The 18,392-nt window shown below is 52.9% G+C and carries 17 protein-coding genes, 1 tRNA gene and 2 pseudogenes; 14 read left to right on the forward strand and 6 right to left on the reverse strand.

The features are described 5' to 3' along the window. Window positions 1-344 precede the first annotated feature (344 nt). From ACNKH6_RS03255 to ACNKH6_RS03265, 3 genes and pseudogenes are all read right to left on the reverse strand, one after another. Window positions 345-485 (reverse strand): annotated as a pseudogene (locus tag ACNKH6_RS03255) (IS1 family transposase); the annotation flags it as partial. Window positions 486-2,452: 1,967 nt separating this feature from the next. Beyond that, window positions 2,453-2,848 (reverse strand): hypothetical protein, encoded by a 396-nt coding sequence (locus ACNKH6_RS03260; protein WP_417914116.1) that lies wholly within the window; start codon window positions 2,846-2,848, stop codon window positions 2,453-2,455. A 261-nt stretch (window positions 2,849-3,109) separates the two neighbouring features. Continuing rightward, window positions 3,110-3,429 (reverse strand): annotated as a pseudogene (locus tag ACNKH6_RS03265) (N-acetyltransferase); the annotation flags it as partial. Between the two features lie 199 nt (window positions 3,430-3,628). On the opposite strand from ACNKH6_RS03265, the gene ACNKH6_RS03270 reads away from it, so the two are divergent. The 11 genes from ACNKH6_RS03270 (at window position 3,629) to ACNKH6_RS03320 (ending at window position 11,205) form a co-directional block, all read left to right on the forward strand. After that, window positions 3,629-4,105, forward strand: coding sequence for a C-GCAxxG-C-C family protein (locus ACNKH6_RS03270; protein ID WP_417914117.1), 477 nt, complete (start codon window positions 3,629-3,631; stop codon window positions 4,103-4,105). Between the two features lie 97 nt (window positions 4,106-4,202). Next, the gene (locus ACNKH6_RS03275; protein WP_417914118.1) at window positions 4,203-4,670 is read left to right on the forward strand and encodes a hypothetical protein; all 468 of its coding nucleotides are present in this window, start codon (window positions 4,203-4,205) and stop codon (window positions 4,668-4,670) included. A 135-nt stretch (window positions 4,671-4,805) separates the two neighbouring features. Then, entirely contained in the window at window positions 4,806-5,933 is a 1,128-nt protein-coding gene (gene tgt, locus ACNKH6_RS03280; RefSeq protein ID WP_417914119.1) for a tRNA guanosine(34) transglycosylase Tgt, read from the forward strand. A 3-nt stretch (window positions 5,934-5,936) separates the two neighbouring features. After that, complete coding sequence (locus ACNKH6_RS03285) at window positions 5,937-6,209, forward strand: hypothetical protein (RefSeq protein WP_417914120.1); 273 nt, start codon at window positions 5,937-5,939, stop codon at window positions 6,207-6,209. Window positions 6,210-6,445: 236 nt separating this feature from the next. Further along, window positions 6,446-6,610, forward strand: coding sequence for a hypothetical protein (locus ACNKH6_RS03290; RefSeq protein ID WP_417914121.1), 165 nt, complete (start codon window positions 6,446-6,448; stop codon window positions 6,608-6,610). Continuing rightward, entirely contained in the window at window positions 6,604-7,557 is a 954-nt protein-coding gene (locus ACNKH6_RS03295; protein WP_417914122.1) for a glucokinase, read from the forward strand. Before ACNKH6_RS03290 ends, ACNKH6_RS03295 begins: the two co-directional genes overlap by 7 nt. Before the next feature lie 38 nt (window positions 7,558-7,595). Then, complete coding sequence (yajC, locus tag ACNKH6_RS03300; RefSeq protein WP_417914123.1) at window positions 7,596-7,946, forward strand: preprotein translocase subunit YajC; 351 nt, start codon at window positions 7,596-7,598, stop codon at window positions 7,944-7,946. 111 nt (window positions 7,947-8,057) lie between these two features. After that, window positions 8,058-9,521: an Asp-tRNA(Asn)/Glu-tRNA(Gln) amidotransferase subunit GatA gene (gatA, locus tag ACNKH6_RS03305; RefSeq protein ID WP_417914124.1), complete on the forward strand. Its 1,464-nt coding sequence runs from the start codon at window positions 8,058-8,060 to the stop codon at window positions 9,519-9,521. A gap of 66 nt (window positions 9,522-9,587) precedes the next feature. Further along, window positions 9,588-10,538, forward strand: coding sequence for a PsbP-related protein (locus ACNKH6_RS03310; RefSeq protein ID WP_417914125.1), 951 nt, complete (start codon window positions 9,588-9,590; stop codon window positions 10,536-10,538). 37 nt (window positions 10,539-10,575) lie between these two features. Further along, window positions 10,576-10,689 carry an antitoxin gene (locus tag ACNKH6_RS03315; protein ID WP_417914126.1) on the forward strand — a complete coding sequence of 38 codons (114 nt, stop codon included), beginning with the start codon at window positions 10,576-10,578 and terminating at the stop codon, window positions 10,687-10,689. A 393-nt stretch (window positions 10,690-11,082) separates the two neighbouring features. After that, complete coding sequence (locus tag ACNKH6_RS03320; protein ID WP_417914127.1) at window positions 11,083-11,205, forward strand: hypothetical protein; 123 nt, start codon at window positions 11,083-11,085, stop codon at window positions 11,203-11,205. A 12-nt stretch (window positions 11,206-11,217) separates the two neighbouring features. On the opposite strand, the gene ACNKH6_RS03325 is transcribed toward ACNKH6_RS03320, so the two are convergent. Further along, window positions 11,218-13,425: a peptidase U32 family protein gene (locus ACNKH6_RS03325; protein ID WP_417914128.1), complete on the reverse strand. Its 2,208-nt coding sequence runs from the start codon at window positions 13,423-13,425 to the stop codon at window positions 11,218-11,220. A gap of 97 nt (window positions 13,426-13,522) precedes the next feature. Between ACNKH6_RS03325 and ACNKH6_RS03330 the strand changes: the two genes are divergently transcribed. Next, window positions 13,523-13,599: transfer RNA gene (locus tag ACNKH6_RS03330), tRNA-Arg, on the forward strand. 74 nt (window positions 13,600-13,673) lie between these two features. Next, on the forward strand, window positions 13,674-14,450 hold the full coding sequence (gene pgeF / locus ACNKH6_RS03335) for a peptidoglycan editing factor PgeF (RefSeq protein WP_417914129.1): 777 nt from the start codon (window positions 13,674-13,676) through the stop codon (window positions 14,448-14,450). Here the strand turns inward: pgeF and ACNKH6_RS03340 are convergent. Together ACNKH6_RS03340 and ACNKH6_RS03345 are read right to left on the reverse strand one after the other, a co-directional pair. Continuing rightward, entirely contained in the window at window positions 14,436-15,848 is a 1,413-nt protein-coding gene (locus ACNKH6_RS03340) for a poly(A) polymerase (RefSeq protein WP_417914130.1), read from the reverse strand. The genes pgeF and ACNKH6_RS03340 overlap by 15 nt on opposite strands. Further along, window positions 15,849-16,826 carry an NAD(P)H-dependent flavin oxidoreductase gene (locus ACNKH6_RS03345; RefSeq protein WP_417914168.1) on the reverse strand — a complete coding sequence of 326 codons (978 nt, stop codon included), beginning with the start codon at window positions 16,824-16,826 and terminating at the stop codon, window positions 15,849-15,851. It abuts the gene before it with no gap. 252 nt (window positions 16,827-17,078) lie between these two features. Here ACNKH6_RS03345 and hisS point away from each other — a divergent pair, with 252 nt between their 5' ends. Then, window positions 17,079-18,383, forward strand: coding sequence for a histidine--tRNA ligase (hisS, locus tag ACNKH6_RS03350; RefSeq protein WP_417914131.1), 1,305 nt, complete (start codon window positions 17,079-17,081; stop codon window positions 18,381-18,383). Window positions 18,384-18,392 lie beyond the last annotated feature (9 nt).

An 18,392-nucleotide genomic window follows, 5' to 3' on the forward strand; every position in this document is an offset into this window, starting at 1 on the left:
GGAGGCTGAAGGGATTCCGCCGTATTATCACCCGGTTTGATAAACTGGATGTCATGTTCATCGGGTTTGTCGTTTTCGCCCTGATCGTGATTGCAATCAAATAGTGTTAACAGGCCCTAGCATGAACACGTACCCTCTACTCATTTCAAAAAGTGCTGAATAGTAAGATGGTTCAGGTAATGTTGAGAAATGCTTCGATTATACTGACTATTATTTTCGACATCGTTTCCTCCGTAATTTTTTGATTCAGTTATGGTCGGCGGATTGGGTTATCTACTTACCAGTAGAATAAACCCGATGTATTTTTTTTGGTAGTCCTCAAGGCGTAGTGGCTAAATTTGGAGCTATATTTTCATTGTAATGATGAATAAAATTTCAAAACACCCAATATGATTCTTCATATTTTTAGAAAATGAAAGCGTTTTTCTTCCAAGACGTGAAACTCGCTGCCGCAAAGTAAGATTGAACCGTTCGATATGACTTGTCTTTCCGCTGGAAAGATTTCTTTATATGCTTCCGAAAGTGAATTTCAAAGGTCGAGTGCACCTTCCTTGTCCCTGCTTCCTGCATATTGCTCCGGCAATTTTTCTCGAATATCTGTCAGTCGTAAGCCATATCCAGACTTTTCTCTTTTTTTATCCGACAAAAGACCATATTTCATCACATTGCAGAATCAGACCGCTTTTTTAAAATAGCTTCTGTCCTCTTCGGAACATGTTCATATTTTTTGTTTATATAGTTCTGGATACAGACTTCAGATATCCCTGCGACTCTCAAAATTCCTGCTGATGAATTTTTTTTAAGAAGCAGTTTGTCAACGACAATTCCATGTCTCCTGTGGAATTCAACAAACTGACGGCGACAGTCCTTGCAGGAACATTTCGGTTTTCCATGCTCTTCTCAGAGCAGCAGCTATGGATGGATGGCATTTTTGCTCTCCTTGGTAACAGGTTATTTTTACAGAATTATAACAAATTCCGGCGGAAATTTCCAGCTTAGAAGCCAAGGTTGTCACTACGCCTTAAGGACTACCCTTTTTTATGGGTGATGGTGAATATTGTGAAAATAATATAATATCTGAAAGGCTCAGTCTTGCTTTGATGTCCGTCGCCAGTTTTCCGCAAGGAGCGGATGCGGACTGAAATCATTTTTATATTTTTTTAAATTATGGAGAAGAAAGCTGTTCAAGGCCAAGAATGCGGCTCTTTGAATATTGTAAAAAACGGTTCCATAACAAATGGAAAGAAGAAAAATTTTCATGCAAGGACCACTCGCGTCAATTTGTTAAAAATCCAGAAAGAAGAAAACAGAAATTGCAAGAGCAGTCTCAATCTCAAAAAGATGGCTCCAGGACTATGTTAAAAAAACGCGATGAAGTCGAAAGCAGGCTTTCCAGATGTCAGGAGAAGGGAAAATATTCATAGAGGCTGACGAAATGGGAACGTTTGCGGAAGCAAAGCAAGAAGAACAGGTCTTATAAACGGATGTCATGTCGGAAAACAAGTCATGCCGAAAGGCTCAATTTAACATTCAAGCAAAGATTGTCGACATCAGCCAGGAAGACATTGTCGTTCTCGATAAGCATAGATAACTTAACTGCATCTGTCTGGATATTTATTCATAATTATAATGAGCGTATTTTATTTCATTGATCATTCACGGATCACTATTACCTTTTTATGGGGGCAGTTAAATGCTTGGAACATAGACAAAAGTCATGCGTTTACCCTAGGTAACCAAAAGTTTTACACACCAACCCGCTGGTGCTTTGCAACATAAATCATAACAAATAAATATAAAGTATAGTTTGCAGCAAAAGAATAACTCATACCTACTATTCCGTATTGACTCACAAATAGAATTGACAAAGTTAAAAAACTTAGTTATAACAAAAACTTTGGTCATAGCTTTAGCAACAAGCATTAGATAAAATCTTTTAACATGAAAATTGTGATGGACATCGCTATGGCAATAGCGCATAATTATTTTATAACCTTGCCATCTGCTTTATCTGTAATTTCGATAAATAATAAATACTAAGTGTGTCGTTACTACGGTTAAATACATGGTTGATATATAACAAATCGCTTGCTAGTATCCAGCATCTTCCCAGCTTAGTGTCTCACCAATGTAATTACGAATTATCAAATGTGATACTGGTACAACAACTACACTAGTAAGTGCCATAGCAGCAAAGCCAGCCAGCTTTTTTGCTTCTGATTGATCGAATGTATGTTTAAAATTTTTGCACTTGATAACTGGATGATGTCTCAACATCCACAGCACAATGAAAAAATAACAGATTAATTTGTTAATAGAGCAATAAGTACGCCATCTAATCCTAAAGATAACCAGCAAAGTGGTAAAAACCAGACTATATACACTTTGGATGATATTAATCATTACCTAAATTTTTATTTCTTTTAGTCCATTGAGTATTGAAAGTAATAAATTATTGAAAACGAAGAATATAATTGTAAATCCAAAAAATACAAAATAACTGTAATCTTCTGATTTTAAAAAAATTTACTGATGCATAATTAGATAACAGAATAATTCCCAAGCCGACCACAACTGAGGAAAACAAACTAATCTTAGCCGCAGTGCTAAATAGAATCGGAATACGTTCGATGTCTTTGCCGTATTTTGCTACATATTTAGTTACTTCACTATTGATTGCGCCTTTCGCCATAGTCATGACAAGTTGATTAAAATTTTGAGACTTCCCTATTAAAGCTAAACCAGTAGTACCAATATATACCGCGACCGCTTTATTGATTACGAATGCCGTTAGCATCTTTATAGCTGTGGCAATAAAAATGAGAATAGAAATTTTGACTATCGTCATTTGAAGCTATTTACTGCGTCAAGTACAATTTGGACTTGTTCATCACTCATTACTGGACTCATAGGCAAACTACGTACTTATTCATGAACGGTTTCGGTAATCGGATAACTTTGGGTTGACCAACCTCGATAGGCTGGTTACTTATGTGGTGGAATAGGATAATGAATAAGTGTTTTAATACCTTGTTGAGCTAACAAAGCTTGTAATGCTTCACGTTTTTGACTACGAATAACAAACAGATGCCAAACACTCACTCTGAACAGGCAAAATAACTGCTCCACCACCGATCGAAGCTCCTTTTTTGATAGTTGTAACCAAGAAGGCATCTGGATATTTCTTCGAGCATGGAAATTTATCATTTGCAAAAGTAACATTTGGTCGGATGAACACATTATCTTCAATCCGCAATCCATCCCATAATTGAACGCTGTTTTTTATGGTTACATAATCACCGATTAAAACATTGAGCGCAAATATTACATTTTTTTCAAAAAAAGCATTAGGCAAGACTGCTGTAAATTGCTAAATCTTAGTTCCGCTTCCAATGTTGATAGATTGAAATCTGTAAAATGATGTATCATTGTTTCTTTTGGTATCCAGAAAAATCATACAACTTTATAGTAAAACTAACATGCTACCATTTCATGGTGGATTGGCCAAAACACCCTTGCATAAACCCCTTTTGCCCGTTACCCTGCCATATCCCTTCCTGAAAATTCCCCTTTGAGTTTCAAACGAACGACATGGTATAATACTTCAACCTTTAACGCAAGAGGAAAAATGAACGGCAGAGAAAAAACAGCGGCCAAGGCCGCCGACCTGTTCCAAGAAGGCTTCCATTGCAGCCAAGCGGTGTTATGCGCCTGCGCGGGCTTGTTTCGCGAGGAGCCGCCGCCACAGGAGCTGACAGCGGCGATGGCCCCTTTCGCCTCCGGGATGCTCGGCAGCGGGCAGGCTTGCGGTGCGCTCACCGGGGCACTGGCGGCGGTCGGCTTTGCCTTGGGCAAGACCTCGCCGAATGGTGAGAATCATCAGGCAATGGGGCGGATCGGCAAGGAGCTGATCAAGGAATTCGGCAAGATAACCAGCGAATACGGCGGGATGAGCTGCTCGGACATCGCCCGGCTGGACTGGCAGGATGCCGAGGCGGTGAAACGCTTCCGCACCGACCCGGACAGCCGCCGCAAGCACTGCGTGCAGGTCGTGAAGGAAACCTGCGCCTGTTTGCATGACTTGACCAAGAAGCATCTTATGTAAAAAGCACCACAAGCCGCCGGAACGTTCCGGCGCGACCGGCTGCCCGCGCAAGGCGGCGCAGCGGCTGTTCAACAACTAAAACACGGAGGAAAAGAGGATGAAGATGTTCAACTGCGCAGGAAAGCGGCATGTGTTTGGACTGGCAGCGTCCGCCTTGGTCTTGCTGGCCTTGAGCGGCTGCGGAAAAATTGACTGCGGCGGGGCTGACGGCTGCTTTGGCTCAACAACCCCGGATACCCAGGAACCCTGCACCCCGGTCTATACCTTCTCCCCTCCAGGAACGTATGACGGAGATGAGTGCATCAGAACATGCTACCGGGTGCGGAGCAAATGCGTTGAAGATCAGAAGCTGAAGCAGGAAACCTGCGAGCATTACAACCGGATGGCCCGGCTGGAATTTGGCCGCTGCGTCGCATCAGGCGCGACCAACTGCTACAACAGCGTGCAGAACAATGAGTGCAGCTCGCCGGACGTGGAGCAATGCGAAAACGAGTTCCGTTATTGCTATAAAGGCTGCGGCGGCTACATCACCAACTCCTGCGAGGAGCAGAATACCGCCCAGTGAGCCAACCTGCGCTTTTGCGTTGTTTCTTTTTCTGGTTTCAGGTATAACGCAAACGAACAAAAGAAGGCCTCCGGCAACGGGGGCCTTGCTGTTTTTCCCCTGCCCTGCTCAGGTATTTTTTCCTTTTTTGCCAGAATGCCGCCATCCTCTCCATTCACTCTGCTGCACCAGTCTTCCCAATGCCCGGCCCGCTGCGGCCACCTCGCAACCCTGCATGGAACCTTCGAGACCCCGGTCTTCATGCCGGTAGGCACGCTGGCTTCGGTCAAATCCGTCACCCCGGAAAATTTGAAGGAGCTGGGGGCGCAGATCATTCTTGGCAACACCTATCACCTCTTCATTCGGCCCGGCCATGAGCTGATCCGCAACGTTTTCGGCGGACTGCACAAATTCATGCACTGGGACAGGCCTATTCTTACCGATTCCGGCGGCTTTCAGATTTTCAGCCTGAAAGAGCTGGCCAAGATCACCGAAGCGGGCGCGGAGTTCCGCTCGCATGTGGACGGCAGCAAGCTCTTTCTCAGCCCGGAAAAGGCCGTGGAGGTGCAGGAAGCTCTCGGCTCGGACATCATGATGGTTTTAGACACCTGCATTCCCTATCCGGCGACTTTTGACGAAGCGGCCAAGGCCACCGCCCTCACCTCGCGCTGGGCCAAACGCTGCCGCACCGCGCAGTCCGCCACTGGCCAGCTGCTTTTCGGCATCGTGCAAGGCGGCATGTATTCTGAGCTGCGGCGGCAGTCGGCGGAAGAGCTGATCGAGATCGGCTTCGATGGCTACGCCCTTGGCGGGCTGTCGGTTGGCGAACCCAAGGAGCAGATGCACGCGATGCTGGACGCTACCGTCCACCTCCTGCTGCACAGTCATCCCAAGTACCTGATGGGCGTGGGCACGCCGGAGGATTTAGTCGAGGGCGTGTTCCGGGGCGTGGACATGTTCGACTGCGTGATGCCGACCCGCAACGCCCGCAATGGAATGCTCTTTACTTCAAGCGGCAGAGTTGTTATAAAAAACAGTTGCTATCGGGAGGATCAGGGGCCGGTGGACGAGCGGTGCGGCTGCTACACCTGCCGCAACTACTCCCGCGCCTATCTGCGCCACCTATTCCAGTGCCGCGAGATTTTGGCGTATCAGCTCAACAGCATTCACAATCTGCATTATTACTGCTCGCTGATGGCGGAAATGCGCCAAGCAATTGCGGAAGATCGGTTTGTGGAGTGGCGGAAAGAGTTTTATGCGCAGCGCATGTCCTGCGAGGAATAACAAATGGCAACGCTTCATATTGAAGGAATTGACGCTCTGTTTTATGAGCAAATTCAGAGAGCAGCGGAATCCGAGAGCCGTTCAGTCAGCCAGCAGATTGTGCATGTTCTCAAAGAATATTTTGCAAAAGAGAAGCAGCTTAAGAAGGCTTCCTCGCCTGCGGAAGTCTTGCTGGAGCTGGCTGGTTCTTGGCAGGATGAAAGAGATGCTGATGAAATCATCAATGAAATTAAGAGCAGCAGGCGGAATTCGCAAAGATGTTCTGAAGGATTCTGATGTACCTGCTTGATACAAATATCATCATCTACAGTCTCAAGGGGAATCATGTTGTTCAGTAAAATCTTCAGATACGCCGCAATGACAGTCTTTGCATCAGCGTTATTTCCTTGATGGAACTGTATTACGGCGCGTACAAGTCGCAACGAGTTGAGAGCAACTTGGCCAAAGTGAAGACGATTGAGAAAACCTTGAAGGTGATTCAGGCTGGCGAGTAAATTGTTGAATCCTTTGGAATGCTGAAAGCGCAGTTGGAGGCAACAGGGCAGCCCGTTGATGATTTTGATCTCGTGATTGCATCTACAGCTTTGGCACACAATTTGATTTTGGTTACAAACAACATCCGGCATTTTCAGAAAATTGAAGGTTTGAAGCTCGAAAACTGGAGCCAACTATGCTAGTTTGCGACATCGGCGGAACAAACAGCAGGTTTGCCTGTTTTCAGCAGAAAGGCAACAATCTTCTCCTTGAAAGCGCAGCGGCCGTCAGAACAAATTATTTCTTCCCCTTCGAGGAACTACTGAACGCGCTGAAAGAACAAGGCAGCCACTTTGACGTGCATCAGCACAGCAAATTTGTTCTCGCCATTCCCGGCCCGGTGACTCCAGCAGATGTGCTCTCTTTCCCAAATATAAAATGGACAATCAGCAAATCCAGTCTGAAGAATCTCTATCCTGACACAGAAATTTCCTTCATCAACGATTTCACTGCGCAAGCTTATGGCTGCCTGACAGAAGCAACAGCAAACGCCTTGCCGACAATCAGCGCAGATCAGGCGCAGGATGATATTGCGATTGTTGGCGCAGGAACAGGACTTGGCCACGGCACATTGAAAAAAATCAGCGAATCTGCTTATGCGCATATTCCTTCTGAATCCGGGCAGATTCCATTTCCTTTCACTGCCGATGAATTCGAGCAGCAATACCGCGCTTTCATCGTTCAGAAAACCGGCATAGCGCAGCCAGTCGGCGATGATGTTGTCTCCGGCAGAGGACTTGCCATGCTGCATCAATTTCTCACTGGAAAAAAACTGGAACCCAGCGAGGTCGCCGCCGAAATCAACGCGGCTTCAGAAACAACCCTTTGGTTTGCCAAGTTCTACGCCAGAGATTGCAGAAATTATGTTCTCACCACATTAGCCGCTGGCGGAAAATTGTTTATCTCCGGTGGTGTCGCCATGAAGAATCCGTTCTTGGTTGATAACAATTCATTCAGAAGCGAATTTCTGCAAGGTTCTGAGACAGCAAAGAACGTGCTGGCGCATATTTCGGTTTCTTTAATCCAGGATGAACGCATCGGCCTGTTTGGTGCCGCCTATTACGCAGCGCATATTGCAGCTGCCGACTGAGTTGCATCATTTTCACCTTTTTCTTTTCGGAGAATTTCATGTTTGGAGTCGCTTTTGCCCAAGGAGGCGCAGCCGCAGCACCGGCAGCAGGAGGTTTCGCGTCCTTTGGTCAGTTCATCCCGCTCATCCTTATTTTTGTTGTCTTCTATTTTCTGCTCATCCGTCCGCAGCAAAAAAAAGCGCAGGAACAGCAGGATTTTCTCAGCAATCTGCAAAAGGGCGACAAGGTGATGACGGGCGGCGGGGTGCATGGCACCATCACCGGCCTGACTGATACCGCTGTCACCTTGGAAATTGCCGACAATGTGCGGATCAAAGTGCAGCGCGGCTACATCCTGCCCATGCCTCCGGCGGAAGAAAAGCAGGCGGCTCCGGCCAAGAAGGGCTGAATGTAGGGGCGAAAAATTTTTCGCCCCTACATCATGTTGCATGGAGGAGACATTATTTTCATAAGGGCAACCTCGCACTGGCTGCCCCAAAATACAGTTTTTGGCATCCTCATGAACTTGCACACTCTCACCCTGCGGCAGGCGCAGCAGAAGCTGGCGGCGCGGGAAATCACCGCTGCGGCCCTCACGGAATCGGTGCTGGCCCGGATTGACCAAGTGGAAGGCACGGTCAGGGCATATCTGAGCCTGCATAAAGATCAGGCTATCGCGGCGGCGGAAGCGGCGGACAAGAAGCTGGCGCAGGGCCAAGGCGGGATGCTTTGCGGCCTGCCGCTGTCCATCAAGGATGTGCTCTGCACCGCGACCATGCCCACCACCTGCGGCTCGAAAATGCTGGAGGGCTTCATCCCGCCCTACAACGCCACCGTGGTGGAAAAGCTGCTGGCAGCGGACGCAGTGCTTCTCGGCAAGGTCAGCATGGACGAGTTTGCGATGGGTTCCACCAACGAGAACTGCGCCTACAAGGACAAAATTCCGCAGAATCCGTGGAAGCTCGGCTATGTGGCGGGCGGTTCCAGCGGCGGTTCGGCGGCCTCGGTGGCGGCCTGCGAATGCTTGGCCTCGCTCGGCTCGGACACCGGCGGCTCAATCCGCCAGCCCGCCTCGCTCTGCGGCGTGGTCGGCATGAAGCCGACTTATGGCCGGGTTTCGCGCTATGGTTTGGTGGCCTTCGCCTCCTCGCTGGATCAGGTTGGCCCGCTGACAAGAGACGTGGCCGACTGCGCCTTGCTGATGCAGGCCATCGCCGGGCATGATGAGCGCGACTCCACCTCGGCCCGCTGCGCTGTGCCCGACTACAGCGCGGCCTTGCAGGACGGCATGAAGGGCGTTCGGGTCGGCGTTCCCCGCGAATATTTTGGCGAAGGGCTGGACGCGGAAGTTGAGCGGAGCGTCCGCGCTGGGATTGAGATGCTGCGCGAGGCCGGAGCGGAGATCATCGAGGTTTCCCTGCCGCACACCGAATACTGTGTGGCCGTGTATTATCTGATTGCCCCGGCGGAGGCCAGCTCCAACTTGGCCCGCTACGACGGCGTGCGCTACGGCAAGCGGGCGCAGGACGCGGACAGCCTGATTGACATGTACCGGCAGACGCGCTCGCAGGGCTTTGGCGATGAGGTCAAGCGGCGCATTTTGATCGGCACCTACGCGCTTTCTGCCGGATATTACGATGCCTATTACAAAAAGGCCTCGCAGGTGCGGACGCTGATCCGCGAGGATTTCGCCAAGGCATTCGCCCAGTGTGATGTGCTGGTTTCACCGGTCACGCCGACTCCGGCCTGGCCGCTTGCTCAGAAATCGGACAACCCGCTCGCCCTGTATCTGTCGGACATTCTGACGATATCCGCTAATCTGGCCGGAATCCCCGGCCTGTCCGTGCCCTGCGGTTTTTCCTCAGAAGGGCTGCCGATTGGAATGCAGATGCAGGCCAGCCATTTCAATGAGGAAGTGCTGTTCCGGGCGGCATGGAATCTGGAGCAGCGGGCGGGGGTGAAGGGGAGAATGGCGGAGTTGTAGAGTGATTCCAAATCCAGCAGCTCAGAATTCTGAGCTGCTGGATTTCTCCTGTTGACAAGGGCAGCTATGCGTTTTAAACTGGCTGATCAGCCATTTTGCAATCTTTTCGTCTGTCCTGCAATATTACAGAATAATCGTTACAAGATTTGTGTTTCGAACACTTATTTGTTTGATTGGGTATTTTCTATGAAAAAAGAATTGGCTATTATTGTAGGGATATTTTTTATAAATATTACAATGGTGACATATTGGCAATTCAAATACCATACAAATGGAGTGTTGCCTCCAATATTGAAATGGACTGGAGCTACCTTAGGATGGTATATTGGATTTACAGCTGGACAATTACTGATAACTTTTATTGTCCCATTATTATTAGTTTTTATTTTGTGGTGCTTAAAGTGGTTGGTTGTACGAAAATGGGAAAATCTTGTGGCACCATTGTTAATGGTCGGAATATTCTCTTTAATTTTATTATATGTCATGCATATTGGAATTAAGCACGAGCAAACGACGAATCAAGTATATAATACAACAGAAGAGGACGAAGATCTATTGTTTAGAAATTACGAATATAAATTTAGATTTAAGTATCCTCACGGTTGGCATGTAAAAAATGGAGACGGACAAAATGTTAAAGCTAAAGTTGTAAGTAAGAGCGGTGCAAATTGCAATGTGACAGTGTATAAAAAACCAATTATGGAGAATTTATCTAATGATATAGTCATGGCTTCTATTTCAGTTGACGACCTCGTTAAAAGTATGTCTGGAAATTTTCCAGATATAAAATTTTTCGATAGCGGAAAGACTAAGGTTGATAATCGCGATGCAATTTACGGCGTATATTCAACTGGTTATAGTGCAGGCAACGTAAATGTTGAGGCGCGGGGCTTGGTTGTCCAAACGTTTGAATCTGGTGCGATGTATTACATCAATTGCGTGGCTGAACCTATGCTGTTTTCTGAAAATATTGATAAATTCAATCGAATTGTCCAAACATTTGTATTTGAAAATTGATAAAAACCTAACTTTGCCTGCCAAAGGGAGCCTACACATGGAAACCGCGAAATTGTTCACCAATGGCCGCAGCCAAGTGGTCCGCCTGCCCAAGGCCTTTCGCTTGGAAGGCAAAGAGGTGTTCATCAAAAAACCGGGGCAGGCATCCTGATTCTGCCAAAAAATCAGTCTGTCTGGGATGCGTGGGAGGAAATGCTGCTCAAGGGCGGAGAGCCACTGCTTGCTGAACGCGGATAGCCAAATAATCAAGCAGAAACTTGACCGGAACACGGCGCGAATCGTGTGGCATTCCCGATACTGTCGCACCCAGGAAAGGATATATATTACAGGATAAATAAGGTCAGCGTAACTCCTTGTCCGGCGTGAAACTCCTCTGTATCAGAATTAGGATTTTTTTGTCATCGGCATATTGCTTTTTGTCATTGCGTTCTTGTGGAATTTCGGGCGCGACTGGTATTGGCACGCATATCCTGATGCGGCATTTCGGGCAATCACTCAACGTGATCTGCCGACTGGTGTCCGCGTGACGGCTTATGGGCATCAGATGAACGACAATCTATTCCACACCACGCACTACCGGCTTTTTGCCGGTTCGGCTTCGGCATTGCGGCAGGTCATCAACGGCACCGGATTCGTCGCCGGAGGATGCTCAATAATAATATTATAGGGGTGTTGACCGCTAAACCAACAGCCCACTGAAATTTCCGGCCAGCACGACGGGCTGCTTGTCCCTGCGTCCGCTTTTCTGGCCCAGCAGAGCCTGCACTGCCGCAGCCTCCTTTTTGATTGGCCCGCTGCTGAGATCAAGAAGAAAGAAATCAATGCCGAGCGCGGCCAGCTCCTGCCGCCGGTGCAGAAGCGAATAAGGTTGCACGGCCCGCGCCACGGTCAGGCCATCCCGTCGCTCTACACTGAACCGCTCTTCTTTTGGGCTGACTGCGAGCTGCTGCCAGCGGAAATGCGGGCCAGCCAAGCGCGAGGTGAACAAGGGCGGATGGCCGTAAGCATAAACTCCAATCTGCATCTGCGGGCTGCGCTGCCGGAAATGGCGAACTGCGGCGGCCAAATTTGCGGCCTCGGTTTCAGCGGAAAACAGCACGCTTTTTACGCCGAGGGACAAGGCGGTATGCAGCGCGGCGGAGTTGAGGAGATTGCAGGTGTACTGCCCGTGCAGCTCCAGACCGGCCTGTGGCGGGGCAAACAGCCCGATCTGGCTGCAATGGCCCAAGCAAAAGTGCCGCCAGCCTGCGGCCCGCAGCCGCGTGACCTGCTCCTTAGCCCAAGCCAGCTCCGCCTCATGCAGAACTGGCGGTAACTGCCAGACTAAGCGCGTTTGCTGCGGCTTCACACGGGAGCCAGCCTGCGCCAATTGCCGCAGATTGTCGCGGTCAAGCGGAAGCAGGATACGCTGCGGCGCAACCGGCAGCCGTTCGCGCAGATCGGCGATGCTGCGCAGCATGACCCAGCAGGGCAGTTCAGAGGGATGTTCTTGCAGACGCGGCTCATGCCTGCCATGCTCCGTTGGGAGTGATTCCGCGTTCCACGCCAATTGCCGCAAGATGCCCGCCACTTTATTGCGGTTGGGCAGAATGCGCGTGTCTGCCAGTTCTTTGCTCCGCTGCCGTCCGCTTCGTTCGGCAGCCAAACGCGCCTCAACATCAACTCGGAAGAGACTGCCCCGCACCGCTGCGCCGACCTGCTCGGCAAGAAAGGAAATTTGCGCCCGCTGGCCCGCTTGCGCTTTTTTCTGCTTGCGGCCATCAACCAGCAGCGAGCGCAAGGTGAAACTGTGCCGCTCGCCGTTGGCTTCATTGTGCAGGCGCAGGCGGTCGCCCTCGCTGACCGCAGCGGCCAAGATGAGCCGCACGGTGAGCCGCGTTTTTCCGTGTTCAGCCCGCTCCTGCTCCGCGCCATTGATTTGGCCTAAAAACAGGCCGCTGCTGCCGGACTGTTCCGGGCTGACCGCATCTTCCGGCGCAGCAGAAAGAAAATAGCCCTGCGCCCGCTTGCGGCCCATCGCTTCATCCAAGAGGCTGTGCGCCTTGCGCAACGCCTCTTGCCGCAAGGTCTCCGGCGCATCCAGCGTGTCTAACGCCAGCCGGTAGGCAGCAACCACGCTGCGCACGTACTGCGCGCTTTTCAGCCGCCCTTCGATTTTCAGGCAGCGTACTCCAGCGTGACGCAGAGCGGGCAGCAGATCAATCCCGCAGAGATCATTCATCGAAAAAAAATAGCCGGATGCCGATGCCGCATTGCTCCGGCCTGTCTGCTGCCAAGCATAACGGCGGCGGCAGGGCTGCACGCACTGGCCGCGCAGACTGGATTTGCCGCCATGCAGACTGGAAAACAGACAGAGGCCAGAATAACTGAAACACATCGCCCCATGCACAAAAACTTCCAGTTCGACAGCAGTCTGGCGGTGAACGGCAGCAATTTCCTCAAGCGTCATTTCCCGCGCCAGCACCACCCGCGAGCAGCCGAGTTTGGCCAGCTCTGCCGCCGCCAAGGAGTTATGTACAGACAGCAAGGTGGAGGCGTGAAGCGGCAGGCTGGAAAAATGCGTCCGTGCCAGCCGCAGCAGCCCGATATCTTGGATAATCAGGGCATCCGGGCGAAGCTGCTCGAAGCAGGAAAGCAGTTCGAGAACGGCGGACAGCTCGTTTTCCTTGACCAAACTGTTCATGGCAAGATAAACCCGTCTGCCCGCCTGATGCGCCTGCGCGATCAGCGAGCCGATCTCGGCCAAGGTGAAGTCGCGGCTCAAGGCGCGGGCATTGAAGCCCGGTGCGCCGACGTAAATCGCGTCGGCTCCGGCTTCAAGGGCGGCCTCAAAGGCGGGAAAACCTCCTGCTGGGGCAAGGAGTTCCATAGGTTGCAATGAAGGCATGGCGGCTGCGGGCAAAAAATGATGTTTGAAAAAATCGTGCTGGTGCACAAAAAGAGCTTGTGCAAAACGCAAATTTCGGCTAAATACTATGCGCACTGCACCTGTAGCTCATCTGGATAGAGCATCGGACTACGAATCCGGTGGTGGCAGGTTCGAATCCTGCCAGGTGCGCCAAGAAAATTCAAGGAGTTGACGTGAATCACGTTGACTCCTTTTTTATTTCCTGAGTACGCTGGCCCAGCGGCGAAATGAAAACAGAACAGCAAAACAGCCTGACGTGTCTCCACTCCTTTCTGTTCAACGGCCTGTCGCACGGCATGTTCAGCCGTTTCGGCGGGGTGAGCGGACCGCCCTTCGCCAGCCTGAATCTCAGTTATGGCGTGGGCGACAGCCCGGAACACGTCGCCGCCAACCGGCAAATCGTCAAGCAGCATTTGGGAATCAAGCATCTCGTTTCAGCGGTGCAGGTGCATGGCGACCGGGTGCTGACGGCAGAGGATGTCGGGCAGGATATTGAATACGAAGGCGCGGATGCCCTCGTCACCAGCCAGCGCGGCGTGGGGCTGCTGATTCAGCAGGCTGACTGTCAAGCGGTGCTGTTCCACGATCCAGTGCGGGAGGTCATCGGCGCAGCGCACAGCGGCTGGAAGGGCAGTGTGCTGAATATGATCGCCGCGACGGTGTGCCTGATGCAGAAACGGTATGGCTGCGATCCGGCGGACTTGCGGACGGTGATCAGCCCTTCGCTCGGCCCCTGCTGCGCGGAGTTCGTCAATTGGCGGCAGGAGCTGCCTGCATCCATGCACCGGCATCAGGTCAGGGAAAATCACTTTGATTTCTGGGCAGTCAGCCGGGAGCAGCTCATGGAGGCGGGAGTTCCGGCGGCGCAAATTGAGACTGTCGGCATCTGCACAATCTGCAATCAGGATTTTTTTTCCTACCGCCGGGCGGTGCGGGAGCAAGGCAGGCCGGGCCGCACCGGACGTTGCGGCTCGGTCATTGCCCTGCCTTCAAAACAGCCGTAAATTCACCCCGTCCTTGCGCAGGCCGAAAACGCCTTCCGGGCTGCCGTTGAAGGCCGGGCTGCCGCCGCCGCCACTTCTGCCGCCGCTGCTTTCCACACTGACGAAGACGGCTTCCCTGTCCGCCGCCACCGGGGCTGCCGGCTGCGGCGGACGACTGCTGGGTGGCAGAATTTTAACAAAGAGCGAGAGGTCAGCTTCTGCGCCGCCTTCGGCCTCGTTGAGGCAGACGGCGAAGCGGGAGCAGTCGTGGAAATAGCTCTTTTTTTTCATCCAGCCCGGCCACTTGCCGGTGCGGGCGCAGTCTTGGAAAACCGAACTGTTGATGAAGAGCACAGTGATGGTGTCCAAAACAGCGCGGGGCAGACTGAGCCGGAGTGAAAAGGCCGCGTCCAGGCCGTCGCGCACGGTGCTGGACAGCCTGCGGGCCAATTTGGCATCTGGCTGCGGCAGGCCGAACTGCCGCTTGGCCCAAGGATGGAGGAGCAGGGCGAAAAGCAGCGCGTCGTCAAAGAGCACCTTGCCTAACTTGCCGCCCTCGCTGCAAATCCGGTCGGCAGCAGAGAGCAGGGCAGCCAGCTCCGCTTTCACTTCCGCTCCATCCGGGCCGTTGAGCAGGCCGCTGTACGACGGGAACAGCACGGCGAAGATGCCGGTTTCCAAAGCCAGCTCCAGCCAAGCGCGGCTTTTGCCGCTTTGCAGGTCTTTCAGCAGCTCGTCGCGCAGGCGCGAGGGCGGGCACAGCTCCAGCTTGTCGCGGTGGCGGACGATGGCTTCCCAAGTCTCCGCCTCAATGGTGAAACCAGCGCGGGCGGCGTGGCGCACAGCACGCAGCATCCGCACCGGGTCGCGGATGATCCGGCGGTCAGGATCGCCGACCAGCCGGACGATGCCGTCGGTCAAATCCTGCACTCCGCCGACATAATCAATCACCGTCTTGTTTTCGATCTCGTAAAAGAGCGAATTGATGGTCAGATCGCGGCGGAAGGCATCTTCCTCCAGCGTGCCGAAGGTGTTGTTGGACGGCAGCACCTGATCCGGCGCACCGTCCTCGTCGTATTCGCTCTGCGAGCGGAGGGTGGAAACCTCGATGACCTTGTTGTCGCGGAAGAATATCTGTACCAGCCGGAAGCGGCGGCCTATGGTGCGGGAGTTGCGGAATATTTTGCGCAGCTGGCCGGGATGGGCATCAGTGGAGATGTCAAAATCCTTCGGCTTCTTGCCAATGTAGAGATCGCGCACCCCGCCGCCGACCAAGTAGCCCGCATGGCCTGCGTCACGCAGACGGCGGAGGATGGCCAGCGCGTCCGGGTCTATGTCCTCTTCGCGGACAGGATGCTCTTCAGGAGGAATGACAAGTGCCTCTTTTGGCTGCCGGATTTCCGCCGCGTCACCGCTCATTTATTTGCTCTCCCCGCCTTCTTTGTAAACCGATTCCGCGTCGCGGACAAACTGCCGGAAAATCTCCCGCACCGGCAGGATTTCCTTCATTTTGTAGGTGTTGGCCCCGGAGAAGACCAAGCCGTTTTCGACATCGCCAGTGCAGGAGGCCATCAGCCGGTCATTGATGCAGTATTTGTAGCTGCATTTTTTCAGGCATTTGAATTTGCACTTCTCCGGCGCGAGGTCTTCGCCGCGCTCCAGCCGGTCAATGAAGGCGGTGCGGATGGCCCGGCCTGTCATGCCCACCGGCGACTGCACGTTGACGATGTCCTCTTTTTGCGCCTTGAGGTAGGTTTCTTTGAATTCGCGGGAGACCGAGCATTCCTCGCTGAGGACAAAGCGTGAGGCGATCTGCACCCCGTCCGCGCCGTATTTATCCATCATTTCGGCCATCTCAAAGCCGTTGGTGATGCCGCCGGCGGCGATCAGCGGCACTTTCGTCACCGCCTTGCGGATGTCCGGGAAGATTTCCCGCAATGGCTTGTCAGTGCCGAGATGGCCGCCCGCCTCAGCGGATTCGACGATGATCGCCGCCGCGCCGAATTTCTCCGCCAGCTTGGCGAAGTCGGGCGAGGAGACAATGGAGACGATGGGCACGTTGTGCTCACGGCCAATGCGGAAAATGTCGCGGGAAAAACCGGCCCCGGTGATGATCAAATCAACCCCGGCCTCGATGGAACCCATGACTAATTCATGAAAATCGCGCATCGCGTACATAATGTTGACCGCGATGACTCCTGTGGTCGCCGCCTTGGCGCGGCGGATGTCCTCCTGCAATTCCGGCACCGGAATGCCAGAACCGCCGATGGTGCCGATCCCGCCGCATTCCGCCACCGGCACAGCCAAGGCCGAGGTGGACACGCGGATGGACATGCCCCCCTGAATCAGCGGGATTCTGGCGGTGAGGGAACCTATTTTCAGTTCGGGCAGCTTCATTCTTTTGTCAGTGAATAGCTCTTCGTAGATGGCCGCGTATGCGCCGGGACTGTGCAGACCTGTGCCAATAATGCTACGGCGGGATTCCTTTGTCAAGCATCCTCCTGCGGCCAGACGCTGGCGCGGATTGTCTATATTACCATAATCCGGCGGCGCAGGCTTGACTTTTCCCCGGCGGACAGCTACTATTTTCATTTTTCACCGCATTGCCCGGCCCAGCCGGATTCCGCCCCGCTTTCCAAGGAGTTCCGCGTGAAGTTTCAAACCGTCAACGGCTTCAAAGATATTCTGCCCGACGAGGCCCTCCGCTGGCAGCAGCTTGAGCAGACTGCCCGCAGCATCTTCCGCCGCTTCGGCCTGCGGGAAATCCGCCTGCCTCTGCTGGAGCCGACCGGCCTTTTCGCCCGCTCCATCGGCGAAGGCACGGACATTGTTGACAAGGAAATGTACACCTTTGCCGACAAGGGCCTGACCCTGCGCCCGGAGGCCACCGCCTCCATCGCCCGCGCCTATGTTGAGCACGGCCTGCATGTGCAGCAGCCGGTGCAGCGGCTTTTCACCATCGGGCCGATGTTCCGCCATGAACGCCCGCAGAAAGGCCGCCTGCGCCAGTTTCATCAGATTGACGCGGAAATTATCGGCGCGGCGGAACCGGCGGCGGACGCGGAGCTGATGGCGATGGCCCAGCTGCTCCTTGACGAGCTGGGGCTGAAGGCCAGCTTGGAAATCAACTCCATCGGCTGCCCGCAATGCCGCCCCGGCTTTCGCGCCCAATTGGTGCAATATGTGCAGGAGCGCAGCGGCAGCCTTTGTGAAGACTGCCAGCGCAGATGCGGCAGCAATCCGCTGCGGGTCTTGGACTGCAAAAACAGGAGCTGCAAAGAGACCGTACAGAATGCGCCGTCCATCCTCGACAGCCTCTGCGACGACTGCGCCGCGCATTTTGCGGCGGTGCGGCGCGGCCTGGACGACTTAGGCGTGCGCTACAGCCTCAACCGCTTCATGGTGCGCGGTTTGGATTATTATGTCCGCACCACTTTTGAATTCACCACCACCGAGCTGGGCGCACAGTCGGCGGTGGGCGGCGGAGGCCGCTACGACTGCCTGATTGAGGAGCTGGGCGGGCCAAAAAATACCCCCGGCCTCGGCTTTGGCTTGGGCATGGAGCGCCTTGTTTTGCTGCTGGAGCAGCGCGGGGAAGAATTCAAAACCGCTGTTCCCCGCGCCGATCTCTACGCCGCCGCATTGGGCGGGCAGGCCGCTGAATTCGCTTTGCCGCTGGTTCACGCTGTGCGCCGCCTTGGTTTCGCTGCGGCAATCGAGCACGGCAGCCGCAGTCTCAAAGCGCAGATGAAGCAGGCTGACCGGGTGAAAGCCCGCTTCACTCTAATCATCGGCGAACAGGAGCTGGAACGGCGTGAGGCCATGCTGCGCAACATGGACAGCCAGGAGCAGAGCGCGTTCTCCTTGCAGGGCACAGCGGCGGAGCTGGCGGAGAGATTGGGGAAGGTGATTGCTGGAGTGACAGGAAACACCGCGAACGAAAACATACCATAACGAGGCGCT

The organism is Candidatus Electronema sp. JM (assembly GCF_048287415.1).
Classification (GTDB): domain Bacteria; phylum Desulfobacterota; class Desulfobulbia; order Desulfobulbales; family Desulfobulbaceae; genus Electronema.